The organism is Actinoplanes couchii, from assembly GCF_016862075.1.
In the GTDB taxonomy this organism is placed as follows: domain Bacteria; phylum Actinomycetota; class Actinomycetes; order Mycobacteriales; family Micromonosporaceae; genus Actinoplanes; species Actinoplanes couchii.
In genome coordinates this window covers 44,939-67,255 of sequence record NZ_BOMG01000004.1, presented here as the reverse complement: position 1 = coordinate 67,255, position 22,317 = coordinate 44,939, and the positions used below count along the sequence as shown (strand labels likewise).

The 22,317-nt window shown below is 70.8% G+C and carries 16 protein-coding genes; 8 read left to right on the top strand and 8 right to left on the bottom strand.

Features of this window, described 5'->3' with window-relative positions; translation table 11 throughout:
- Positions 1 to 219 precede the first annotated feature (219 nt).
- Genes Aco03nite_RS53955 through Aco03nite_RS00815 form a run of 3 tightly spaced genes read left to right on the top strand, consistent with a single transcriptional unit; the run spans position 220 to position 4,156 of the window.
- A complete protein-coding gene (locus Aco03nite_RS53955) occupies positions 220 to 1,644 on the top strand; it encodes a GGDEF domain-containing protein (RefSeq protein WP_203792552.1) in 1,425 nt (474 codons plus the stop codon).
- A 2-nt stretch (positions 1,645 to 1,646) separates the two neighbouring features.
- On the top strand, positions 1,647 to 2,789 hold the full coding sequence (locus Aco03nite_RS00820) for an FIST signal transduction protein (RefSeq protein WP_239144824.1): 1,143 nt from the start codon (positions 1,647 to 1,649) through the stop codon (positions 2,787 to 2,789).
- Complete coding sequence (locus tag Aco03nite_RS00815; RefSeq protein WP_203792545.1) at positions 2,789 to 4,156, top strand: sensor domain-containing diguanylate cyclase; 1,368 nt, start codon at positions 2,789 to 2,791, stop codon at positions 4,154 to 4,156. The genes Aco03nite_RS00820 and Aco03nite_RS00815 overlap by 1 nt, the downstream gene beginning before the upstream one ends.
- Here the strand turns inward: Aco03nite_RS00815 and eccCb are convergent.
- Positions 4,131 to 7,526 carry a type VII secretion protein EccCb gene (gene eccCb, locus Aco03nite_RS00810; protein WP_203792537.1) on the bottom strand — a complete coding sequence of 1,132 codons (3,396 nt, stop codon included), beginning with the start codon at positions 7,524 to 7,526 and terminating at the stop codon, positions 4,131 to 4,133. The genes Aco03nite_RS00815 and eccCb overlap by 26 nt on opposite strands.
- Positions 7,527 to 7,690: 164 nt before the next feature.
- On the opposite strand from eccCb, the gene Aco03nite_RS00805 reads away from it, so the two are divergent.
- From Aco03nite_RS00805 to Aco03nite_RS00790, 4 genes are all read left to right on the top strand, one after another.
- A complete protein-coding gene (locus Aco03nite_RS00805) occupies positions 7,691 to 8,407 on the top strand; it encodes a S1 family peptidase (protein ID WP_203792535.1) in 717 nt (238 codons plus the stop codon).
- Positions 8,408 to 8,521: 114 nt separating this feature from the next.
- Positions 8,522 to 9,181: a type IV toxin-antitoxin system AbiEi family antitoxin domain-containing protein gene (locus tag Aco03nite_RS00800; protein WP_203792533.1), complete on the top strand. Its 660-nt coding sequence runs from the start codon at positions 8,522 to 8,524 to the stop codon at positions 9,179 to 9,181.
- Positions 9,178 to 10,410 carry a nucleotidyl transferase AbiEii/AbiGii toxin family protein gene (locus Aco03nite_RS00795; RefSeq protein WP_203792532.1) on the top strand — a complete coding sequence of 411 codons (1,233 nt, stop codon included), beginning with the start codon at positions 9,178 to 9,180 and terminating at the stop codon, positions 10,408 to 10,410. Before Aco03nite_RS00800 ends, Aco03nite_RS00795 begins: the two co-directional genes overlap by 4 nt.
- Positions 10,411 to 10,447: 37 nt before the next feature.
- On the top strand, positions 10,448 to 11,602 hold the full coding sequence (locus Aco03nite_RS00790; RefSeq protein ID WP_203792531.1) for a branched-chain amino acid ABC transporter substrate-binding protein: 1,155 nt from the start codon (positions 10,448 to 10,450) through the stop codon (positions 11,600 to 11,602).
- On the opposite strand, the gene Aco03nite_RS00785 is transcribed toward Aco03nite_RS00790, so the two are convergent.
- The 7 genes from Aco03nite_RS00785 to Aco03nite_RS00755 all read right to left on the bottom strand — a co-directional run bounded on the left by Aco03nite_RS00785 (position 11,590) and on the right by Aco03nite_RS00755 (position 20,132).
- Positions 11,590 to 13,833 carry a galactose-binding domain-containing protein gene (locus Aco03nite_RS00785; protein WP_203792530.1) on the bottom strand — a complete coding sequence of 748 codons (2,244 nt, stop codon included), beginning with the start codon at positions 13,831 to 13,833 and terminating at the stop codon, positions 11,590 to 11,592. The two genes, Aco03nite_RS00790 and Aco03nite_RS00785, sit on opposite strands and share 13 nt — an antisense overlap.
- Positions 13,830 to 14,660, bottom strand: a complete 831-nt coding sequence (locus Aco03nite_RS00780) for a hypothetical protein (protein WP_203792529.1) — start codon at positions 14,658 to 14,660, stop codon at positions 13,830 to 13,832. Before Aco03nite_RS00780 ends, Aco03nite_RS00785 begins: the two co-directional genes overlap by 4 nt.
- Entirely contained in the window at positions 14,657 to 15,970 is a 1,314-nt protein-coding gene (locus tag Aco03nite_RS00775) for an alpha-L-fucosidase (protein ID WP_203792528.1), read from the bottom strand. Before Aco03nite_RS00775 ends, Aco03nite_RS00780 begins: the two co-directional genes overlap by 4 nt.
- Positions 15,971 to 15,994: 24 nt before the next feature.
- Entirely contained in the window at positions 15,995 to 16,855 is an 861-nt protein-coding gene (locus Aco03nite_RS00770; RefSeq protein ID WP_203792526.1) for a carbohydrate ABC transporter permease, read from the bottom strand.
- A gap of 12 nt (positions 16,856 to 16,867) precedes the next feature.
- On the bottom strand, positions 16,868 to 17,758 hold the full coding sequence (locus tag Aco03nite_RS00765) for a carbohydrate ABC transporter permease (protein ID WP_239144818.1): 891 nt from the start codon (positions 17,756 to 17,758) through the stop codon (positions 16,868 to 16,870).
- Positions 17,755 to 19,044 carry a carbohydrate ABC transporter substrate-binding protein gene (locus Aco03nite_RS00760; protein WP_203792524.1) on the bottom strand — a complete coding sequence of 430 codons (1,290 nt, stop codon included), beginning with the start codon at positions 19,042 to 19,044 and terminating at the stop codon, positions 17,755 to 17,757. Before Aco03nite_RS00760 ends, Aco03nite_RS00765 begins: the two co-directional genes overlap by 4 nt.
- A gap of 83 nt (positions 19,045 to 19,127) precedes the next feature.
- Complete coding sequence (locus tag Aco03nite_RS00755) at positions 19,128 to 20,132, bottom strand: LacI family DNA-binding transcriptional regulator (protein WP_203792522.1); 1,005 nt, start codon at positions 20,130 to 20,132, stop codon at positions 19,128 to 19,130.
- A 77-nt stretch (positions 20,133 to 20,209) separates the two neighbouring features.
- Between Aco03nite_RS00755 and Aco03nite_RS00750 the strand changes: the two genes are divergently transcribed.
- Positions 20,210 to 22,024, top strand: coding sequence for a glycoside hydrolase family 35 protein (locus Aco03nite_RS00750; protein WP_203792521.1), 1,815 nt, complete (start codon positions 20,210 to 20,212; stop codon positions 22,022 to 22,024).
- Positions 22,025 to 22,317: the final 293 nt, after the last annotated feature.

Here is a 22,317-nt window from a genome sequence, read left to right as displayed (position 1 = left end):
ACATCCCCCTGACCACGGAGAAACGGGCACATCGAAACGGGCACATAGAAAGGCCGGGCATCCACGGGGGAAGATGCCCGGCCTTTCGCATCAAATCGAATCACATTCATGCCCGGTTCCGCTACTCGGGATCGCCATCCGTCCATCGACTTTTTGGTTGATCTCACTTCTGGCCCCGTCATGCCGATGGTCCCTAGGACGGCGACGGAAGGGGGCGCGATGGCGGTCTGGCGGTGGTACCTGGCCGTTTGCGCGGTCTGTGCCGTCGTCTACAACCTGATCCCGTCGGATCCGGTCCAGGCGGTGATCGCGACGCTCGTGCACCTCTCCGGCGTGGCGACGATCCTCCTCGGGGTCCGCCGGCACCGGCCGGCGCTGCGCTGGCCGTGGTACGCCCTCGCGGCGAACGTGGGCCTCTTCGCGGCCGGTGACGTCGCCTACTGGCTGCAGACCGTCCTGCTCGGCCAGGACGTGTTCCCCTCGGTCGCCGACGCGTTCTACGTCCCGTCGAACCTGGCGCTGATCGCCGGCCTGCTCGGGCTGGCCCGGGCCCGGCGCACCACCTGGGACCGGCCCGGGCTGCTGGACGCCGCGATCCTGTCCACCGGCGCGACCATGCTGGCCTGGCTCTACCTGATCGCCCCGACCGCCCGGCTCGGCGACCTGACCGTTTTCGGTCGGGCGGTGTCGCTCACCTACCCGATCCTGGACCTGGCCGCCCTGGCGGTGCTGCTGCGGGTCGCCATCGGATCCGGGCGACGGCCGGCGCCGTACCGGATGCTGGTGATCGGGGTGGTCGTCCTGCTGGCCACCGACGTCACGTACACGCTGCTGGAACTGCACGACAACTATGCGGCCGGCGGCCTGATGGACGTCGGCTGGATGGTCACGCACGTGTTGTTCGGCACCGCCGCCCTGCACCCGGCGATGGCCTCGGTCTCCCAGGCCACCCCGCCACCGGACGGCATGATCGGGCGGGGCCGGCTGCTGGCGCTGGCCGTGGCCGGGCTGATGGCCCCGCTGGTGCTGACCATCGAGTGGATCCTCGGCGATCCGCTGGACATCCCGGTCGTGGTGGGCGGCAGCGTGCTGCTGTTCCTGCTGGTGATGGCCCGGCTGCACGGCGTGGTCGGGCTGCTCGCCGCCTCCCTGGACGTCGCCCGCGGGCAGGCGTACACCGACCAGCTGACCGGCCTGGCCAACCGGCGGCACTTCCACAACCGCTGGGAGCAGGCCCTGACCGACGGTGGCGGGCCGACCGCCCTGCTCTACGTCGACCTGGACGGTTTCAAGGCGGTCAACGACACCCTCGGGCACGAGACCGGCGACGCCGTGCTGGAGACGGTGGCCGGCCGGATCCGGCAGACCGTGCGGGACACCGATCTGGTGGCCCGGCTCGGTGGTGACGAGTTCGCGGTCATCCTGCCCGGCGCCACCGACGAGCAGGCCGTCGCGATCGCCACCCGGATCGTCGACGCGGTGGCCGAGCCGATCGAAGTCCGGGGCCTGCCGGTCGGTGTGGGCGCCAGCATCGGGGTGATCACGGCGCCGTCCGGCGCCGACCCGGAGAGCGAGATCAAGAGAGCGGACACCGCGATGTACGCAGCGAAAGCCGCCGGCCGGGGCCGGGTGCACCAGACGTGAGCATGATCGGAACCGGACACGGGCTCGGGACGGACGCCACCACCGAGGCGGTCACCGCGGCGCTGGGCGGCCGCACCCCGGAACCGGGCGACCTCGTCGTCGTCTTCCCCACCTTCGACCAGGATCCGCAGGCCGTGCTGGCCGCGGCCACCGCCGTCGCGGGCGCGGCGACCGTGGTGGGCTGCTCCTCGTTCGCGTCGTTCACCGGCGACGGGCAGGTGCCGTCCGGCTGCGCCGCCGCATACCTGCCGTCCGGCGGCGTGTCGTTCGGGGTCGGCACCGCCGAACCGCTGGGCAGCGACATCTCCGGGGCCACCCGCCGGGCCGCGGAGAGCGCCCGGGTCCGGGCCGGCGGCGGTCACCCGTACTCCGTGCTGATGATCCTCTCCGACGGCCTCGCCGGGGACCAGCGGGAGGTGATGCGCGGCGCCTACGCGGTGGCCGGGGCGACCGTGCCGATCGTCGGTGGCACCGCCGCCGAGCCGTTGCGGATGGAACGGACCTACCAGATCGCCGAGGGCCGGGTCCTGAACAACGGGGTGGTCGCCGTCTGGATCGACTCGCCGACCCCGATCGGGGTGGCCACCGCGCACGGCTGGCGGCCCAGCAACGGAACCATGTTCGTCACCCGCGCCGACGGCAACGTGATCCGGGAACTGGACGGCCGGCCGGCCCGGGAGGCCTACCTGGCGATGCGTGGCTGCGACCCGCGTGACGTCGAGGGGGTGTCGTTCGCCGGTCTGGTCATGGACCGGCCGCTGGGGCTGCCGAACGCGTCCGGGCAGTTCGACATCCGGCACATCCTGGGCAGCACCCCGGAGGGCGGGCTGACCATGTTCGGCTACGTCAGCGACTACGCCGTCGTGCAGATCATGGAGAGCAGCTTCGAGGAGTTGATCGACGCCGCCGCGCGGGCGACCACCGCGGCCCTCGGCCAGCTCGACGGGCCGTCGCGCGGGGCCCTGGTGTTCAGCTGTGCCGCGCGGACCGCGCTGTTCGGTGAACGGTCCGGGGCCGAGGCGCAGGCGATCAGGGCCGCCCTGTCCGGGGCGCCGCAGGCCGGGCTGTTCACCTACGGCGAGTTCGCCCGGGTGGCCGGTTCCAGCGGCTTCCACAACGCGACGGTGGCGGTGCTGGCGTTCTGATGGCCGACGACGAACTGACCCGCCTGCGGGACGAGGTCCGCGACCTGCGCGCCCGGATCGCCACGTCGAACGCCGCCTCGGCCCAGGCGCTGTCGAGGGCCACCCGGATCGCCCAGGTGGTGAGCATGCTCGGCCGGCTCAGCGAGGCCGACGACATCCTGGCCCGGGCCACGGGTGACGTGGCCGAGCTGTTCGGCGCCGAGATCGCGATGTTCTGGCTGGTCCGCGACGGGCGTACCGAACCGGCCGGCGCGTGGGGCGTGCCGGAGCGCGACATGCCGGTCGGCCCGGCCGGGGTGCCCGCCGCGGTGGTCACCGCCACCGCCGTGGACTCGCTGCTGGCCGGCCCGGCCGACCGGATCCCGGTGCCGGACTGGCTGTCCCGGTACGGCGTCCGGCACGCCGCGTGGGCCCGGATGGCGACCGGGGACGAGGCGCTGGGCTACATGGCGCTGATGCGCCGCGGGGACATCCCGTTCGACGGCGCCGACACCCTGGAGCTGCGGGCCGTCGCCACCCGGGTGGCCCTGGCGGTGGACAACGGGCGGCTGCAGCGGCGGACCCAGCAGCAGCTGCAACGCATGCGCCGGCTGCACGAGCTGAGCCAGCGGCTGGTCGGCATCCTGGACCTGACCGAGGTGATCGCCGAGGTGGAGAAGATGGTGACCGCCGAGGTCCCGGTGGACAGCGCCACCCTGGTCCTGTCCCCCGGCCCGGTCCCGGCGACCGGGCGGCACCTGCCGCTCAGCGCCGGTGGGCGGCAGCTGGGCACCCTGACCGTGCACGGCGCCCCGCCCGAGGGCGACGAGGCCGACGCCCTGCTCAACCACCTGGCCGACCTCGCCGCGCTGGTGGTCTCCAAGGCGCTGCTGTTCGAACGGGTCAAGGATCAGGCCCAGCACGACTCGCTGACCCGGCTGGCGAACCGCGCCCTGTTCATGGAGCGTCTCGAGGAGGCGGTCGCCGAGGCCGAGACGACCGGCGGCTCGGTGGGCGTGATCTTCGCCGATCTGAACGGGTTCAAGGCGGTCAACGACACCCACGGCCACGACGTCGGCGACGCCCTGCTGACCGGGGTGGCCCAGCGCCTGGCCGGGGCGGTCCGCAAGGAGGACCTGGTGGCCCGGCTCGGCGGCGACGAGTTCGTGGTCCTGTGCACGGTCTCCGGCCCGGACGAGGCGAGTGCCCTGGCCCGGCGGCTGGCCGGGGCACTGCGCCCGCCGTTCGCGCTGAACGGCCTGCACCTGTCGGCGGGATCGAGTTTCGGGGTGGCGATCACCGACGAGGTGGGTTACGACGCGGAGGCGCTGCTGCGGGCCGCGGACAGCGCCATGTACCGGGTCAAGGGCTCGTCCGCGCGGACGTAGACGCCAGCGACGGCATCTCCGGGTCGCTCCACGCGGTCTGCAGCACCGTCGTCCCGTCGCTGTGCCGGGACAGCACGCCCCGGCCCGGCGGCTGCGGCCGGGGCCGGACCCGGCCGAACAGCTTGCCCTCCTCCGGGTCACCGGACATCACCAGCACCGGGCTGTCGACCTGCTCCAGACGGCGCAGCAGCGGCTCGTACACCGCCCGGCCCGCGCCCTTGGAGCGCCGCGCGATGATCAGGTGCAGGCCGATGTCCCGCGCGTACGGGATCAGCTCCACCAGACCGGACAGCGGGTTGTTGCCCGGGGTCACCACCAGGTCGTAGTCGTCGACCAGGATGAACAGGTCCGGCCCGCGCCACCAGCTGCGGTCGCGCAGCTGTTCCCGGGTCACGTCCGGGCCGGGCAGCCGCCGGGACATCGCGGCCTGGATCGAGCCGATCGCGTCGGCCAGCACGGTGCCCGAGGTGGCGTGGGTCAGCAGGTGCTCGCCGTCGACCGCGCCGAGCAGGGTGCGCCGGTAGTCGATCAGCACCAGCCGGGCCTCGTCGAGGGCGTACCGGTGCGCCACCGACCGGGCGATCAGCCGCAGCAGGTTGGTCTTGCCGGACCCCGGATCCCCGAAGATCACCAGGTGTGACGAGGACTCGGCGTCGTCGAACCGGACCGGCGCCAGGTTCACCTCGTCGATCCCGATCGGGATGCCCGGTCCGGTCAGTTCGGCGGCCGGCAGCAGGCGGGGCAGCAGCCGCAGCCTCGGCGCCCGCTCGTCCGGCCAGTCCGCCCGGGCCCGCGCGACCAGATCCGCGGCGCCGCGCACGGCATCGAAAAGATCGTCATGACCGTCGATCCGCGGTACGGCGGTCAGGAAGTGCAGTCCCTCCCGGGTGAGCCCGCAGCCCGGCGTCTCCGGCATCCGGCGCGCGGCCTGCCTGTCGATCTCCGACTCCTTCGGGTCGGCCAGCCGCAGCTCGATCCGGGTGGCCAGCACCTCCCGCAGGTCCCCGGGGATCTGCGCCCAGTGGGTCGCGGTGAGCACCACGTGCACGCCGTAGCCGAGCCCACGGGTGGCCAGGTCGAGCACCGACCGGTCGATGTCCCGGTGGTCCTGGCACAGTTCGGCCCACCCGTCGATCACCAGGAAGACCTCGCCGAACGGGTCGTCGGAGTCGGCGTGGCCGGTGAACCGGGCCTCCCGGGCGTCGATCAGGGCGCCGATCTCGGCCAGGGTCCGCCGGATGGTGTCGGTGTCGGCGCGCCCGGCCAGCGCGGACAGGTGCGGCAGCCCGTCCAGGGACTGCAGGCCGCCGCCGCCCAGGTCGATGCCGAAGAACTGCACCTCGCGCGGGCCGTGGGTGAGGGCCAGCGCGGCGATCAGGGTGCGCAGCAGGGTGCTCTTGCCGGACCGGTCCCCGCCGACGACCGCCACGTTGCCCGCGGTGCCGCCGAGTTCCAGCAGGTAGGGCTCCTGCCGCTGGTCGTACGGCCGGTCGGTGACGCCCACCGGTACGGTCAGCCGGGCCGGCCGCTCGCCGTCCAGCAGGTCGGTGATGTTCGGCGCCACCACCAGCGGCGCCAGCAGGATCCGGTGGGCCGGCGGCCCCTGGTCGGCGAGCCGGCCGGTGATCACCGCGAGCAGCGCCGGGCCGTCCGGGCCGGAGTAGGGGCAGGAGACCGCGGCGACCTTGAACCACTGCAGGCTGGAGGCGCCGGCCTTCAGGTAGCCGGCGCCGGGCCGGTTCGGCAGCTCGTGGGCGTCCGGCACGCCGATCACCGCGCTGCTCTCCGCGGCGGAGAAGGTGCGCATGCCGATCCGGTACGTCAGGTGGCTGTCCAGGCCGCGCAGCCGGCCCTCCTCGAAGCGGCTGCCGGCCAGCAGCAGGTGCACGCCCAGGTCCGCGCCGTCCCGGGCGATCGCCAGGAGCACGTCGGTGATGTCCGGCCGGGAGTCCAGCGCGTGGTCGAACCCGTCGATCACCACCAGCAGCCGGGGCCGGGGCATCCCCGGGACGTCCGGCAGGTCCCGGCGGCGCTGCAGCTCGCCGAGGATCGCCTGGTGCAGCCGGTCCGACCCGTGGACCTCGCCCTCCAGGTCGCTGAGGATCGCCGAGGTGTGCGGCAGGCCGTCCAGGTCGGGAGTGTCCACCCCGCCCCGGTAGTCGAGCAGCAGGAAGTTGATCTCGGAGGGGGTGTGGGTGACGGCGAAGGCGGTGACGATCGTCCGGAGCAGCTCCGACTTGCCGCTGCCGGTCGCGCCGACGATCAGCCCGTGCGGGTGCTCGCCCAGGTCCAGCTCGACGGCCGTGCCGTCGGCGCCGGTCCCGATCGGAACCCGGAACCGCTGCGCGCCCGGATCGGGCTGCCAGGTCGACCGCGGGTCCAGCGCCGCCGCGTCCGGGATGCCGAGCAGGTCGGTCAGCACCGCGCTGTGGCCCAGCCGCCGGGTCTTCTCCACCGGCGGTTTCCCGGTGCCCTCCTGCTCCCCGGCGGGCTGCCGGGCGGACAGGCGGCGGGACAGCTCCTCGGCCTGGGCCAGGGGGAGCAGGTCCGGCGTACCCAAGGGGGTGGTCTGTCGTGGGGTGTCGACCGCGACCGCGGTGGCGGTGACGTTGAGGCGCAGCAACCATCGGCCGGCGCCGCCGGGGGCCTGGCCGGACAGGTCGACGACGGTGGTCGACTTGGGGCCCACGCCGACCAGCCGGCAGGTCGGCGCCACCTCGCCGCCGTCCAGGATCACCACCAGGTGCGCGCCGGAGGTGGGCGTCTTCGCGGCCGGGTCGTAGCGGGGCCGGTCGGACAGGTCCTTGCCGAGGGTCTTCTCCAGGTCCAGCAGCGTCTCGAAGACCAGCGTGGCGGCCGGGGTGCGGGTGTGCGGCAGCTGCCGGGCCCAGTCCCACTCGGCCATCCGGCCGGGCGCGGCGACCACCGCGATCCGCAGCTCCTCCGGTGAGTGCAGCACCGCGAGCTGGGCGAGCATCGCCCGGGTCAGGCCGGTCACCGGCTCCCGCTCGCCGCGCAACGTGACCCGGCTGAACGCCCGCAGCCGCACCGACAGCGGCAGGTGCGGCACGGCTATCGCGGTGCTGGTCTCCAGGTCCTCGATGGCCGGCGGCTCCAGGGCGGCGATGTCCACCGTGGGTTTACGCGCGTCGACCGCCACCCGGACCTCGGCGAAGTCCTCGTCGCCGGGACGCCGCTCCCACATCCGGGACGAGCCCACCATCTTCGCCAGCGACGCCGGCTCCGGGTGCCGCCAGAGCAGCGCGGTCCGCTGCCTGCTCAGCTGCCGTAGATGGTCGACCGGGGACCCGCCGGTGACCGGCTCCGGTCCCGGCTGCCGTGGCGGCCTGCGGAACATGCCCGTGTCCACGTTGTCCTCCTTCGATGGCGTGCCGAACGACGACCATCGTAGGAGGCGACCCGGCAGGCATCCCGCCCGGAAGAGGCCCACCCTGGGATGTATCGATATCTGTGACTATCTGGCAATGTTCGTGCGCAGGTAGACGCCCGTTCCCCGAACAGAAGGGCCACTCCATGCGCCGATTCCTGCTGGCCACCGCGATAGCGATCGCCGGCCTGCTCGCCCCGTCCACCGCCGCGGCCGCCGCCCCCGGCCCGTTCGTGGTCGGCGGCACCCCCGCCACCGAGAACTACTCGTTCATGGTCTACGTGTCGGGTTGCACCGGTTCGCTGATCAAAGCCAACTGGGCCGTCACGGCAAAACACTGCACCACCCCTTCTTCGGTACGGGTGGGCAGCACCGACCGATCGGCCGGCGGCACGGTGGTGGCCGTCTCCCGCGCGGTCAACCACCCGACCATCGACGTGAAGCTGCTGCAACTGTCGACGTCGGTGACCCACGCCCCCGCCCCGATCCCCACCACGTCCGGGGCGGTGGGCACCGCCACCCGCATCATCGGCTGGGGCCAGACCTGCCCCACCCGTGGCTGCGGTTCCGCCCCCAGGGTCGCCAACCAGCTGGACACGTCGATCGTCGCGGACAGCCGCTGCTCGGGCATCAACGCGGCCTACGAGATCTGCACCAACAACACCAACGGCACAGCCGGAGCCTGCTACGGCGACTCGGGCGGCCCGCAGGTACGCCAGGTGAGCGGCCGCTGGAACCTGATCGGCGTGACCAGCCGGGCCGGCAACAACAGCTCCACCTGCGCCACGGCCCCGTCCATCTACGGAGACCTCCCGTCCATCCGGGCCTGGGTCAACACCCAGGTCGGAGGCCTACCCTCCTGACCCCCTCCGGCGCGGCCCGTCACTCTCGGGGTGGCGGGCCGCACCTGCCGGACATGAGACGACATCGCACCTCCAATGGGGGACTTTTGTAACGCTGAGCGTTACATTCGTTGGATGGATGCCCGACGGCTCGCGATACTCGCCGCCATGGCAGAACAACAGGCGGGGCTGTTCAGCACCGCTCAGGCCGGCGCGGGCGGGATCACCCGGCCCGCGCTCGGCAGACTGGCGCAGGCCGGAGTGATCACGCCGCTGCGCCGGGGGATCTACGTGCTGCGGGGGAACACGCCGGGCCTGCTGGACCTGCGGGCCGTCTGGCTGGCCGCCGACCCGGCCCGAGACCCGGGCGCCGAGCCGCTCGACGGCCCGGTCCTGTCACACGCCGCGGCCGCTCAGGTCTGGGGCGCGGGTGACCTGCCGGCCTGGCCGGTGGACCTCACCGTCGCGCACCGCCGGTGGAGCCGGCAGCAGGACGTCCGGTTCCGGGTGCGCGATCTGGATCCCGCGGACGTCACGGTGGTGGACGGCCTGCCGGTCACCGGTCCCGGCCGTACCGTGGCGGACCTGCTCGAGGACCGCTTCGGCGGGCACGATCCGGCACACGTGGGCAAGGTCGCGGCCGACCTACTGGCCGCCCGGCGGGACAGTTTCGCCGGCCTGTCCCGGCACCTGCACGCCAAGGGTGGGCGACTCGGCCTGCCGGGCGCCGATCCGGGGCCGCTGGTGCTGACCGCGCTGCTGAAAGCGGCAGGTTACGACGGAGCCGCCGCATGACGCCGAACCGGGGCCGGCTGGCCGCGGCGGCCTACGTGTCCATGCTGACCAGGGTGCCGCAGGCCCGGGTGCGGTCCGTCTTCGCCCGGCTGCTCGACACCACGCAGAGCACCGGGGCGCTCGATCCCGCCACCTTCCTCACCGGGCAGCGATCCCGCTGCGAAGCCGAGTTCGGCCCGGACTGCGAACGCCTGATCATGTCCTTGACCAGGGCCTGGGCCGCCGATCCACCACCGCCGCGGGAGCTGGCGGTGTGGGCCGCGCTCCTGGACGGCCGCCATCTGCTCGCCGACGACTCGCGACCGGCGGCCGATCTGGCCCGCTCGCTGTCCGACCGCGGCAAACGCATCGCCCGGGAGCTGGGCCTTCCGCTGGATCATGTCCGGCGCGGCATCGTCATCGACCGGCTGATGCAACGGCTGATGACGGACCGGCGCCGCGACTGGGTCCTGAAAGGCGGCACCGCCATGGCGAGCCGCCGGGCGGTTCTGGGCTTCCCGGCGCGCCGGACGCTCGACCTGGACGCGGCCACCTCCACCACCGAGGTCGCCGACATCGCCGACGATCTCGACGCGGCGATCGCCGTGGACCTCGGCGACGGGGTCCGGTTCCGCCGCACGACGGTGGAACACATCAGGGCGCAGGGCAAGACCGCGATCCGGGTGAAGTACGACATGCAGATCGGTGGCCGGGTCTGGGAGCCGGTCAAGGTGGAGGTGGTGCTGGACACCGACCTGACCTGCCGGCCCGTGCTGGCCCCGTCGGCGCCGGTGGCGGCGGACGCACCCGGCTGGACGGCGCTGCCGTACCGCACGGTCCATCCGGCCGACCACATCGCCGACAAGTGGGCCGGCATGACCGGGGTCCAACCCTCCGGCACCCCCTCCAGCCGCTTCCGCGATCTGCTGGACATGGCGTCCATCGTGAACTCGGAGGTCATCGAGGCACACGACGCCGTCCGCGCCTGTGCGCAGCGGCGCCGCCGTCCCGGCATGCCGGCGGATGCCGGGCCGCTCCGGGTTCCGGCCGCGACCTGGCACGCCGGGTACCGCAAGGTCGCTCGCGAGGCGGCCCGGCTCGGGGTGCCGGAGGCGATCACGTTTCCCGAGGCCGACGCCGCCGTCACGTTCGTCGCCGCCTTCCTGGACCCGGTGCTGACCGGGACGGCCGCCGGGCGCTGGGATCCCGAACTGCACGGTTGGCAGGCCTCAGGGTTCCGGGTGGGGTGACGAACAGGGGGCTGGGCCTTGTGAACGGAGTCGTCGGGTGGCGGGTCGGGGGAAGCTGGCTGCTCTGCTGGTGACGGTGGTGCTGGCGGGGTGCGGGACCGCCGGTGGGAGTGGTGGCGTGGCCGTCACCGAGCCGGCCGTCGTCCGGCTGGGGGCTCTGCTGCCGTTGAGTGGGCGGAGCAGCTCGTCCGGGGCGGCGATGCGGGACGCGGCGCAGCTCGCGGTCGACGAGGTGAACGCCGCCGGTGGGGTGCTGGGGCGGCGGGTGGAGCTGGTCACCGCCGACGACGCCTGTGAACCGGGTACCGCGGTGACAGCGGCTCAGCAGATCATCGCCCGGGGGATCGTGGTGTCGGTCGGCGGCTACTGCAGCAGCGCGGTGGTGCCGACGTTGCGGATCTTCCGGGACGCGGGGATTCCGATGGTGATCCCGCAGGCGAACTCGACGGAGCTGATCGAACCCGGCTACGACAGTGTCTTCCTGATCTGCGGCACGGTGGGAGCGGAGGCCGGGTTCGCCGTCGACCGGATCCGGCGGCTGGGCGGGAAACGGCTGGCGGTGGTGCACGACGGCACCAGTTTCCCGCTGACCCTGGCGGACGCGACGGTGGCGGAGGCCACCAGGTCCGGGGCGGTGACGATCACCGGGGAGGTGCGGCTGAGCCCGGGCGCGCCGCATTTCCGGCCGATCGCGGAGGAGGTGATCCGTGGTGAGCCGGACACGGTCTACTTCACCGGCTACTACGCCGAGGCGCATCAGCTGATCAGGGATCTGCGCGGGCGGGCGTTCCGCGGCCGGATCGTGGTCGGCGACGGCGCCACCGACGGGCCGCTGCTGAACGATCTGACCGCGGCCGAGAGCTCCGGGGTCTACGGCACGGCCATGCTGTTCCCGGAGCTGATGCCGGATCTGGGTGACTGGCCGGCCCGGTTCACGGCGGTGTACGGCAGCCCGCCCGGTTCGTCGACGGTCGAGGCGTACGACGCGGTGATGGTGGCCGTCGACGCGATCCGGCGGGCCAACGACGATTCACCGTCGGCGATCCGGGCCGAGCTGACGACCACCGACCTGACCGGGGTGTCCGGGCGGATCGCCTTCCGCCCGGACGGCACTCGGGTCGACCCCACGTTCCTGCTGCTCAGAGCCGAGGGCCAGACGTTCGTACGGGACGAACTGACTCAGGACCGGTAGACGGCGATCTCGGTCATCGTCGGGGTGTAGGTCTCGGTGGCGATCTTGCCGGTCAGCGCCACCCGCAGCTTCCCGGTGGTGACCGTGCCGAAGCCGGTCACCGTCCGGTCGTGGCCGATGCCGCCGGTGTACGACCCGATCGTCACCCACGCCGCGGTGGCGCTGTCCCACCGTTGCAGGCTGAACGTGGCGACCCGCGGGTTGGTACCCGAGTCGGTGTACTCGTCCAGATAGACCTGGTCGAAGGTGACCTGGCTACCGAAGTCGATGTCCAGGGTGATCGGGTAGGTGGCGTTGTCGGCGGCGGCCCACCGGGTGGACAGGCTGCCGTCGGTCAGGTTGACCGCGCCGAGGGTGCCGCCCGCCCCGGAGTGGGTGGAACTGGCCGTCACCGGTTTGCCGAGGGCCAGGTTCACCCCGGCGCCGGGGGTGTTCTCGATCGGGTCGGTGTCGACCGGGTTGTCGACCCTGGTCCCGCGCGGCTTCTCGACGATGCCGATGTCCGGCGCCGGGCCGTAGTAGAGGTGGGTGCCGAGGGCGTCCGCCGTGCCCAGGTGCGGGTTGTACCGCCCGGCGTCGATCAGCGGCGAGTCGTCGCGGGGCACGAACCGCTGGGCCGCCGCCCGGATGCCCTCGCCGTCGACGGCCGCCGACGGGTCACCGGTGAAGCGCGGATCGGTGCGCACCCCGCGCGGGTCGGCTGGTTCCTGAGCGGAGTGGGTGCCACTCGCCTCCCAGTACGCGTTGTTGGAGAACACCGCCTGCCGCAGCGCACCGGTCCGGCGGTACCAGGGCGTGGTGGCCGTACGGGACGTGTTGTAGAAGACGTTGTTGAGGAAGTACACGCGGCTGAGGAACGTCTCGTCGTGCACCCAGTCCATGGCCGCACCGTCGTACACGAAGGTGTTGTTGGCGAAGTAGGTCGGCGTGTAGTTCGTCGACAGCATGTTCTTCACCAGCACCCCGTTGTCGTTGACGCTGAGGTTGTAGCGGGCCACCGAGTTGGAGCTGTTGCCCATGTAGGCCATCCACCCGGCCGCGTTGTCGTGCGAGTAGTTGTGCTCGTAGGTGACGTTGAAGTTGGTGTACTCCAGATCCCACGGGGTGCCGTCGTACTCGTTGGCGGGCCCGCCGTACACCTCGTTGAACCGCATCACCGAGTCGGCACCGGCCCACAGGTAGAGCCCGCAGGACACCGCGTCGTACCGCTCGAGGAAGCCGTTGACCTCGTTGTACTCGACCGTGGCGCGCTGCAGGTTGGCGAGCTGGATCGCGCCCTGCCCGATGCTCTCGGCGTAGTTGTGGCCGACGTGGACATCCCGCGAGTACAGGTCCCGGGTACGCACCCAGAGCTGTTCCCAGCCCTCGTGGAACTTGCCCGCCTCGTCGTACTGCCCGGCGGACGTACCGGTGGCGTCGAACCAGTTGAACGCCATCTGGATCGCATGCAGTTCCACGTTGACGAACGTGTTGTTCTCGACGCGGACATCCTTGAAGTGCCAACCGCCGGCCGCGTACGACTTGTACGACTGTGAACCGAAGACCTGGAAGTTCACCCCGCCGTAGTGGATCTTCTGCCAGGTGCTGGGCCCGTCCAGGTCGTGCACGTACACGTCGCTGATCCGGAAATAGTCCATCACGGTGTCGGCGCCGGCCGGCAGCAGATCGGCGTTGATCGACACCGCGATGCCGTCACGCACGTAGGTACCGGTCGTGATGTCGACGTCGAAGTTGTCATCGTTGGACAGCTCGACGTTGTTGATCGCGAAGTACTGCTGGTTGCGCAGCACGATCGCCCCGGTCAGCCCGACGGTCTGTGGATTCTTGGCGCCGGACGCCAGAAACGGACTGGGCACCTTGCCGTTTGTCGCGATATAGGGACGTTTGGTACTCGTACCGTAAGCGGAGATCGTGATCGGTTTTCCGGCGGAGCCGGAGCCCTTCGGCCACAGCTGCTCGTTGCGCCAGGTCTCCCCCGCTTTGAGCAGGATCCGGTCGCCGGGCGCGAACGTGGTCGCGTTCGCCTTGGCCAGCGTCTTCCACGCGGTCGCCGGTGTGGTCCCGGCCGCGGTGTCCGACCCGGCGGTGGCGTCCAGGTAGTAGTCCCGCCCGCCGGTCTGGTTCGCGGTGTCCCCTGGCCAGGCCTGTGCAAAAGCGGCCCGGGCCGGAGTTCCCGGGACCAGCGGCACCGCGACGATCGCCGCCAGGAGCGCGATCAATCCTCGTCTCATCCGTTCCCATCCTCTGCGTTGATGGTTTCGACCGCCGCGGTGTCGACCCGCAGGTCGCCCCCGTCCACCCGGCGCTGGAGGAACTGCTGGAACTTCTCGTCCACGAGCGACTGCCGGATCCGGCCGGCGTAGGCGGTGAACGCCGCCTCCTCATCCACCCGCCGTTCGACCAGCTCGTAGTAGGTGACCTGGCCGCCCTCGTCGACCGGGGCGGACCTCTGCCCCGGTTGCAGCGTGCCGAGGATCGCCAGGAGCTCCTGATCGTGCGCGTTGACCCCGCGCGCCGTGCTTCCGTCGTAGGTTCCGGTGGTGAGAACCCCACCCCCACGATCCAATTTCCGGTACGTGTAAACGGTCGCGTTCGCACTCCACTGCGCCCGGTCGGCGTCGAACGCCGCTCGCACCTCGGCATCGGTGACCGGCAGCTGAGGGGCGAGCGCCTGCCGCAGCGCGGTGGTCAGCTCGGCCAGCCGGTGCGCGTAGTACTCCTCGGCCCCGAACTCGACGAGCCCGTGCACGACTCCACCGGAAGCGACGGTCCGGGCCCGCCGCTCGTTCTCCGCCGCCATCGCGTCGAGCAGGTCGGCGTGATCCACCGACTCGACGAGCCCCTGCTCCTTCGCCAGCAGCCAGATCGTCTTGTCGTGCTTGATCTCCTCCAGAGCCCGCGGCCCGTCGAGGCGCGACAGCCGCTCCATGTGAAAGACGAGCTCATCCCGGGTGATCGGGTGCCCGTCCAGGGTGGCGACCTGATCGGTGCGGTTCAACAGGAGCACGCCACCGATCAGGGCGGCGACGACGGCGACGGCCGGCAGCAGCCGTTTCACCGGGCTGCCCCGATCGCCTCCAGCCGGTTTATCGCTGGCTCGCCCCGGGTCTCGCGGATCTCCACCCAGATCGCCTCGACGGTGACCGGGGCGAAGGTGAGGATCCGCCGGTAGCCGACCGACCGGGCGGACGCCAGCACGGTCCACTCTCCGTCTGTCAGCCCGTGCACGGCCAGGTTCTCCACCCGCTGGCCCTGGGTGATGTCCTCGCCGACCAGCACTGCTTCGACGGCTGTCGGTGTGGTGAGGTGCAGGGTCAGATCACCGTCCCGGCGCGCCGGAATGGCACGGGCCCGAAAGTCGGCAAGTAAAAGACCGAGGCCGCGCAGGGCCGTCACGTCGTTGTCGTGGATCCGGCCGTCCGGCCCGGGCGGCACGTTGAGCAGGAACGTGGCGTTGCCACCGACCGACTTCAGGTAGATCCGGAAGAGCTCTTCCGGATCGCGGACCGCGTCGTTCTCGGCCTCGTGGAAGAACCAGCCGGGGCGGATCGAGGTGTTGACCTCGGCCGGGTACCAGACCAGGTCGTGTTCGGCGCCGGCCAGCGCGGCGCGGCTGCCCAGGTCCTGGTCGTCGCTGCGGATCCGCCGGGCGAACTCGCCGTCGTCGATCTGCTGGGACTTCCCGGCGATCCGTTCGACGTCCCGCAGCGCGCGCGGGACGACACTCCACTCGTCCGGGCGGGTGGACCCGGCTTCGTTGCCGCACCAGCGCACGTCCGGGCCGCAGACGCTGATCACGGCGTCCGGCTGCAGGTCACGCACGACGGCGTAGTACCGGTCCCAGTCGTACTGCTGCACCGTGCCGTCGGGTCCTTCGCCGTTGGCGCCGTCGAGCCAGACCGTGAACACCGGCCCGTAGTCGGTCAGCAGCTCGGTGAGCTGGGCGACGTAGACGTCGTCGTAGCCTTTTCCGCTGCCGTAGGTGTCGTGGTTGCGGTCCCAGGGTGACAGGTAGACGCCGAACTTCAGGCCGTGTTCGCGGGCCGCTTCGGCGACCAGGCCGACGACGTCCCCGCGGAAGGGCGAGGACACCACGGAGTACGGGGTGGTCGCGGTCGGCCACAGGCAGAAGCCGTCGTGGTGCTTGGCGGTGATGATCACGCCGGTCATCCCGGCGGCCTTCATGGCGCGCACCCACTGGCCGGCGTCGACGGCGGGCGGGTCGAAGACGGCGGGCCGGTCGGTGCCGTCACCCCATTCCTTTCCGGTCATCGTGTTCATACCGAAGTGCAGGAAGCCATAGAACTCCATCCGCTGCCAGGCGAGCTGGCGGGCGCTGGGCCGGACCGCGATCAACGTGTCGTTCATCGGTACCTCCGGTGGTGGGACGGGTCAGCCCTTCACCCCGCCGGCCGCCATGCCCTCGATCAGCCGGCGCTGGATCAGGGCATAGACGATCAGGACGGGGACGATCACGATGACCATGCCGGCGTAGAGCCGCCCGTAGTCGGCGGCGGCCTTCTGCGCGGTCATCAGGTTGAGCAGGCCGACCTGCAGCGTCTTGCCGTCACCGGGCAGCAGGGTCAGCGAGATGATGAAATCGTTCCAGTACGCCAGGAAGTTGAACAGCACCACGGTGGTGACCGCCGGCCGGGCCATCGGCAGCATCACCCGCGTCATGATCCGGAACCGGGACGCCCCGTCGAGTGCGGCCGCCTCCTCGTAGTCCTTCGGGATGCTCCGGAAGTACGCGGTCAGCAGGTAGATGGTGAACGGGATCGAGGTGGCCGCGTAGACCAGCGACAGCATGCCCGGGTTGTCGATGAAGAGCCCGTCCGGCAGTACGTCGATCAGCGCCCGGTCCCAGTCGACCAGCATCAGGAAGATCGGCACCACGATGTAGTTCACGTTGACGAACAGCCCGGCCATCAGCAGCACCTCGACCAGGCCCTTGCCGCGGAACTCGTAGCGGGCCACCACGTACGCGGCCGGCACCGACACGGCCAGCACCAGGACCAGCCCGAACAGGGTGACCAGGATCGAGGTCAGGAAGTACTGCCCCATCTTCGCGGTGACGAACGCGTCCACGTAGTTGGCCAGGTGCAGGCCCTCGGGCAGTGCCCACGGGCTGCCGTAGAACTCGCCCCTGGTCTTCACCGAGGCGACCAGCACCCAGGCCACCGGCACCGCGATGAGCAGCGCGATCGTCGAGACCAGCGCGTAGGTGAGGCCCCGGCCCAGCTTGTGCGTCATGGGTTCGGCCTCTCAGAACTGGACTGGTTCACGCCGGGTGGCGCGGCTCACCAGCAGCGACACGAGGAAGGAGAACATGAAGATGACGACGCCGATGGCCATGCCGTACCCGTACGACGAATTGGTGTAGGCCTGTTTGTACATGTAGCTGAGCAGCACTTCGGACGATCCGTCCGGCCCGCCGCCGGTCATCGCGCGGACCAGCACGAAGCTGAGGTTGACCGCGCTCATCACGAAGAAGGTGAGCGTGGTCCGCAGGGTCTGCCAGATCAGTGGCAGGGTGATGTCGAAGAACTGGCGGGTGGCCGAGGCGCCGTCCAGCGACGACGCCTCGTAGAGCTCCTCCGGGATGCTCGACATGCTCGACATGTAGAGCACCATGTAATAGCCGAGCGACTGCCAGACCATGGCGATCGCCACCGACCAGAGCACCACCTTCTGGTCCCCGAGCCAGACCAGTTGCAGCCCGTCCAGCGACAGCGCCCGGAGCGTGCCGTTGATCAGCCCGTTCTCCTGGTCGTAGATCGCCGAGAAGACCGCGGCGATCACCACCACGCTCAGCACGTTCGGGATGTAGAGCACGAAGCGGTAGAGGTCACGGCCGCGCAGTTTCTGCCTCGTCATGATCGCGGCGAGGAAGAGACCCATGCCCATGGTGATCACGGTGACCACCACGAGCAGGGCGACGGTGTTCTGGAAGGCGCGGACGAACTGCTGGTCGTCGAGCAGTTTGGTGAAGTTGTCCAGCCCGACGAAGCGCATGTCCGGGGAGAAGCCGCTCCAGGTGTAGAGCGACATCCGGAACACGTTCACGGTCGGCCAGATCATGAACAGCGCGAACAGCACCAGTGCGGGCACCAGGCAGAGCGCTACGAAACGGCCGTCGCCGGGCTTGTTGCTCACTTGCCGGCCTGGCGCAGCTTCTCGCTCGCGTCGTGCAGCGCGGCCTGCCACTGGTCCTCGGTCTTGTCACCGCTGATGATGCTGTTCGCGGTGTCGAAGAGGACGGCCTTGATGTCGACACCCTCGACCGGGGCGGTGCTGGCGAACCCACCGACCAGGGCGGCCACGTTCGGGTCCTCGTACAGCTGGAAGAAGGTCTTGTTCTCGTCCGGCACACTGCTCGCGATGCCCTTGACCGGCTGGATGGCGTTCGACTTGGCGAAGATCGCGGCGGCCTCCTCGGAGTAGAGGAAGGTGACGAAGTCCTTGGCGGCGTCCTTGTTCTTCGCGGCCGACGGGATCCACACCGACTCGACCGAGGTGGTCAGGTAACGCTTGGTCCCGGCGGTGACGGCGGGCAGCGGGGTGAGGCCCCACGCGAAACCGTCGGCGCGCGGGGCGTCCTTCATCTCGCCGACGATCCAGGTGCCGTTCGGCATGAACAGCGCCTTGTCGTCCAGGATGCTCTGCTGGTTCTTGGTGAAGTCCTGCTCGTTGGCGTACCCGACGGTGGTCGGCGCGGCGTAACCGAGCAGCCTGGTGGTGATGTCCAGCGCCTGCTTCGCCTGCGGGGTCTTCCAGACATCCTGTTGGTACGTCATCACGTCGGTGTAGAACTGCTCACCGCCGACACCGGCCAGCAGCGAGAAGAAGTAGGAGTCCAGGTAGCCCGCGGTCGGGTAGGTGAACAGCGCGATGCCCTTGGCCTTGGCGTCCTCGGCGAGTGTCCACATCTGGTCCCAGGTCTCCGGGACGGTCCAGTTGTTCTTCGTGAACAGGCCCTTGTTGTAGAACAGGCCGGTCGGCGCGTAGTACATCGGCATCAGGAAGGTCTTGGCGTCGCCGTACGGGTCGGTGTTGAGGTTGCCGACGATGCCCTCGGTCAGACGGTCCTTGAGGCCGTCCCGGATCGGGGTCAGGTCCTCCAGGGCCTTGTCCTTGATCAGCGTCTCGGTCAGACCGGCCTTGCGGCCCTGCCCGAGCACCACCACGTCCGGGAACTTCCCGGCCTTCATGTTGGGGCTGATCTCGTCCTCGATGCTCTTCGAGATCTGCAGCTGAACATCAAGACCGGGATGCTTGCTCTGGTACGCCTCGATGACCTGCGTGTACATGTCCCGGCCGTAACCGCCTTCGAGCGCGGCGACACTCAGCACCTTCGTCTCGGCGCTGTCCGAACTCGAACAGCCGGTCAGCAGACCGAGCGCCGTCACCGCCGCGGTGGCCAGCGCGAATGTCTTCCTCATGCCTGTGTGGTCCTTCCGTGTCCGGTCCGGCGCGCCGGACGTTTGTTACCGTGGCATCGATAACATGAACACGCAAGACCCAGTTATCGATCAGTGACCGATGGTTGGGCAGTGGACTCGCGCACGGCCAGGACCGGCGGTTCGACAGCCGGTTCCCCGGCGCCTTGGAGCAGCAGCGCGACGGCTGCCGTGCCGCAGGCGTAGAAGTCCTGCCGGACCGTGGTCAGCGGCGGCGCGCAGTAGGCGGCCAGCTCGATGTCGTCCACACTCACGATCGACACGTGACCGGGCACCGACCGGCCTCGCTCGCGCAGCGCCCGGATGATCCCGAACGCCATCTCGTCGCTGGCCGCGAAGACCGCCGTGACCTCGGGAATCATCGCCAGGATCTGCCCCTGCCGGTACCCCGACGCGGGCGACCAGTCCCCCTCCAGGACCGGCGGCGCCTCGATCCCGGCCGCGGTCAGGCACTCCCGCCAGCCCTCCCGGCGCTGCCGGGCCTCGATCCACTCGTCCGGCCCGGCCACGTGCCACACCTGCCGGTGCCCGAGGTCGAGCAGGTGCTGGGTGGCGACCCGGCCGGCGGCCCGCTGGTCGATGCCGAGCACCCGGGCACCGGCGGTCCGCGAGCCGTCCACGGTCACCGTCGGGATGTCCCGGGTGATGTCCTCCATCTTCTGGGTCACCGAGATCAGCGGCACCGCGATCACGATGCCGTCGACGCCCTGATCGGCGAGTTTGGCCAGGGCCCGCTCCATCAAGCCGGTGTCCAGGCGGGCGATCGTGGCGATGCTGACCGCGTAGCCCGCCTCGCCGGCGCCGGCCTCGACCCCGGCGGTGACCGCGGAGCGCGAGTAGTAGCCGCCGGACTGCAGCACTATCAGGCCGATGGTGTGGCTGCGCCCGGAGGAGAGCATCTTGGCGGCGTTGTTGAACCGGTAACCGAGCTGGTCGACGGCGGCCAGCACCCGCTGCCGGGTCTCCGGGTTCACATTCGGTGAGCCGCGCAGCGCCCGGGACACCGTCTGCGCCGACACCCCGGCCGCCAGAGCCACGTCGGCCATGCTCGGCTGCCGCCCGACACTCATGCGCCCTCCCCCATGTCCGATGCCGGTCGATAATACCGCCGTTGTTACAGATGGCATCGGTAACATAGGCTCGCGCCGTGATCGACGCTGCAGCCCTGAAGACGTCCGCGGCCCTCTCCTGGCGGGACCGGCGACTGTTCCGCCGAGGCGCTGAGCACCAGATCCTCTCCGGCGCCCTGCACTACTTCCGCGTCCACCCGCAACTGTGGCGCGACCGGATCCGCCGCCTCGCCGACCTGGGACTCAACACCGTCGACACCTACGTGCCGTGGAACTTCCACCAGCCCTCCCCCGGTACGGACCCGGACTTCACCGGCTGGCGTGACCTCGAACGGTTCCTCACGATCATCGGCGAGGAGGGGCTGGACGCGATCGTGCGGCCCGGGCCGTACATCTGCGCCGAATGGTCCAACGGCGGGCTGCCCAGCTGGCTGACCGGCCGGGACGTGGCGCTGCGCAGCTCCGACCCCGGATTCACCGGGCCGGTCGGGCACTGGTTCGACGAGCTGATCCCCCGGCTGGCCGCACTCCAGGCCGTTCATGGCGGGCCGATCGTCGCGGTGCAGGTGGAGAACGAGTTCGGCAGCTACGGCGACGACCACACCTACCTGCGCTGGAACCGGGACGCGCTGCTCGCCCGGGGCCTCACCGAACTGCTGTTCACCGCGGACGGGCCGACCGAACTCATGCTCGACGGCGGCACCCTGCCCGGCACCCTCGCCGCCGCCACCCTCGGCTCCCAACCCGAAGCCGCCCGCGAACTGCTCGCCGGCCGCCGCGACGGGGAGCCGTTCATCGTCGCCGAATTCTGGAACGGCTGGTTCGACCACTGGGGTGAACGCCATCACGTGCGCGGGGTGGACAGCGCCGTCGGCACCCTGCGCGGGATCGTCTCCGACGGCGGCAGCGTCAGCATCTACATGGCCCACGGCGGCACCAACTTCGGGCTGTGGGCCGGCGCCAACGAGACCGACGGGGTCCTGCAACCGACGATCACCAGCTACGACTCGGACGCGCCGATCGCCGAGGACGGGACACTGACCGCCAAGTTCTGGGCGATGCGGGAGGTGCTGGGGGCGCGGGGGGCGTTACGCGTACCGGAGAAACTGCCGACCCTGCCCCCGCAGACCGTGCGGTTGGCGCCCGCCGCCGACCTGCTCACCGCCGTGCGTCACGCCGCGGCGCAGACGTCTCCCTCGGCGTTTCTCTCAGCCCACCCGGCGTCGTTTTCCTCGGTCCGACCGGCGTCGTTCGAGAGGATGGGCCTGGATGCCGGGTTCGCGCTGCACACCGCGACACCGCGGATTCCGCCCGGAGACCACCTGCTCACCCTGTCCGACGTCCGCGACATCGCCCTCGTCTTCACCGACGGCACCCTGCTCGGCACGGTCGGCCCCGGCACCGGCACGCTCCCGCTGCGGGGCACCGGCGCCCCGGTCCGCCTGGAGATCGTGGTGGAAAGCCTGGGCCGGGTGAACTACGGACCCGGGGTCGGCGCACACAAGGGCCTGCTCGGCCCGGTCCTGATCGACCGGCGCACCATCCAGAGCTGGGAGAACGCGCCGGTCACGCTGTCCTCCACGGTGGCCGGCGCTCCGTTCCCCGGCATCGGCCCCGGCTTCTGGACCGGCACGTTCGAGGTCGACGACCCGGCCGACACGTTCCTGGCCCTACCCGGCTCCGGCCGCGGCCTGCTCTGGATCAACGACTTCCTGCTCGGCCGCTACTGGAAGATCGGCCCACAGGAGACCCTGTACTGCCCCGCCCCACTCCTGCACCCCGGTTCCAACACGGTGACCGTCATGGAACTGGAGCACCCGGGCGGCCACCTGGAACTCCGCGACCACCCGGCACTGGGCCCCACCGAGGAGTACATCGAGGAGTTCGACTGACGGGATCGGGTGCTCGAAGCCGGCGCCGCTTTCATGATCAAGTCGAGTGACCCACCGCCGGCTGGCCGAAGGGCTGATGGGGCTGCCCGGTATCGCGGTTAAGGTTCGTGCGGTGCGGAGATGGGCCCGGCGGTACGAGGCGTGACGAGGTATCAGCGTCGGGGCCATTGGCGTCGGAGTCCGGGTGGTAGCCGCCACTGGGTGAGCACTCACGACGTGACCCGGTCGTCCGGCCGATCCTTCCGGTCGTCGCTTCGAAGCTATCCGAGCAGGTCGTACGCGGCACCGCCCCG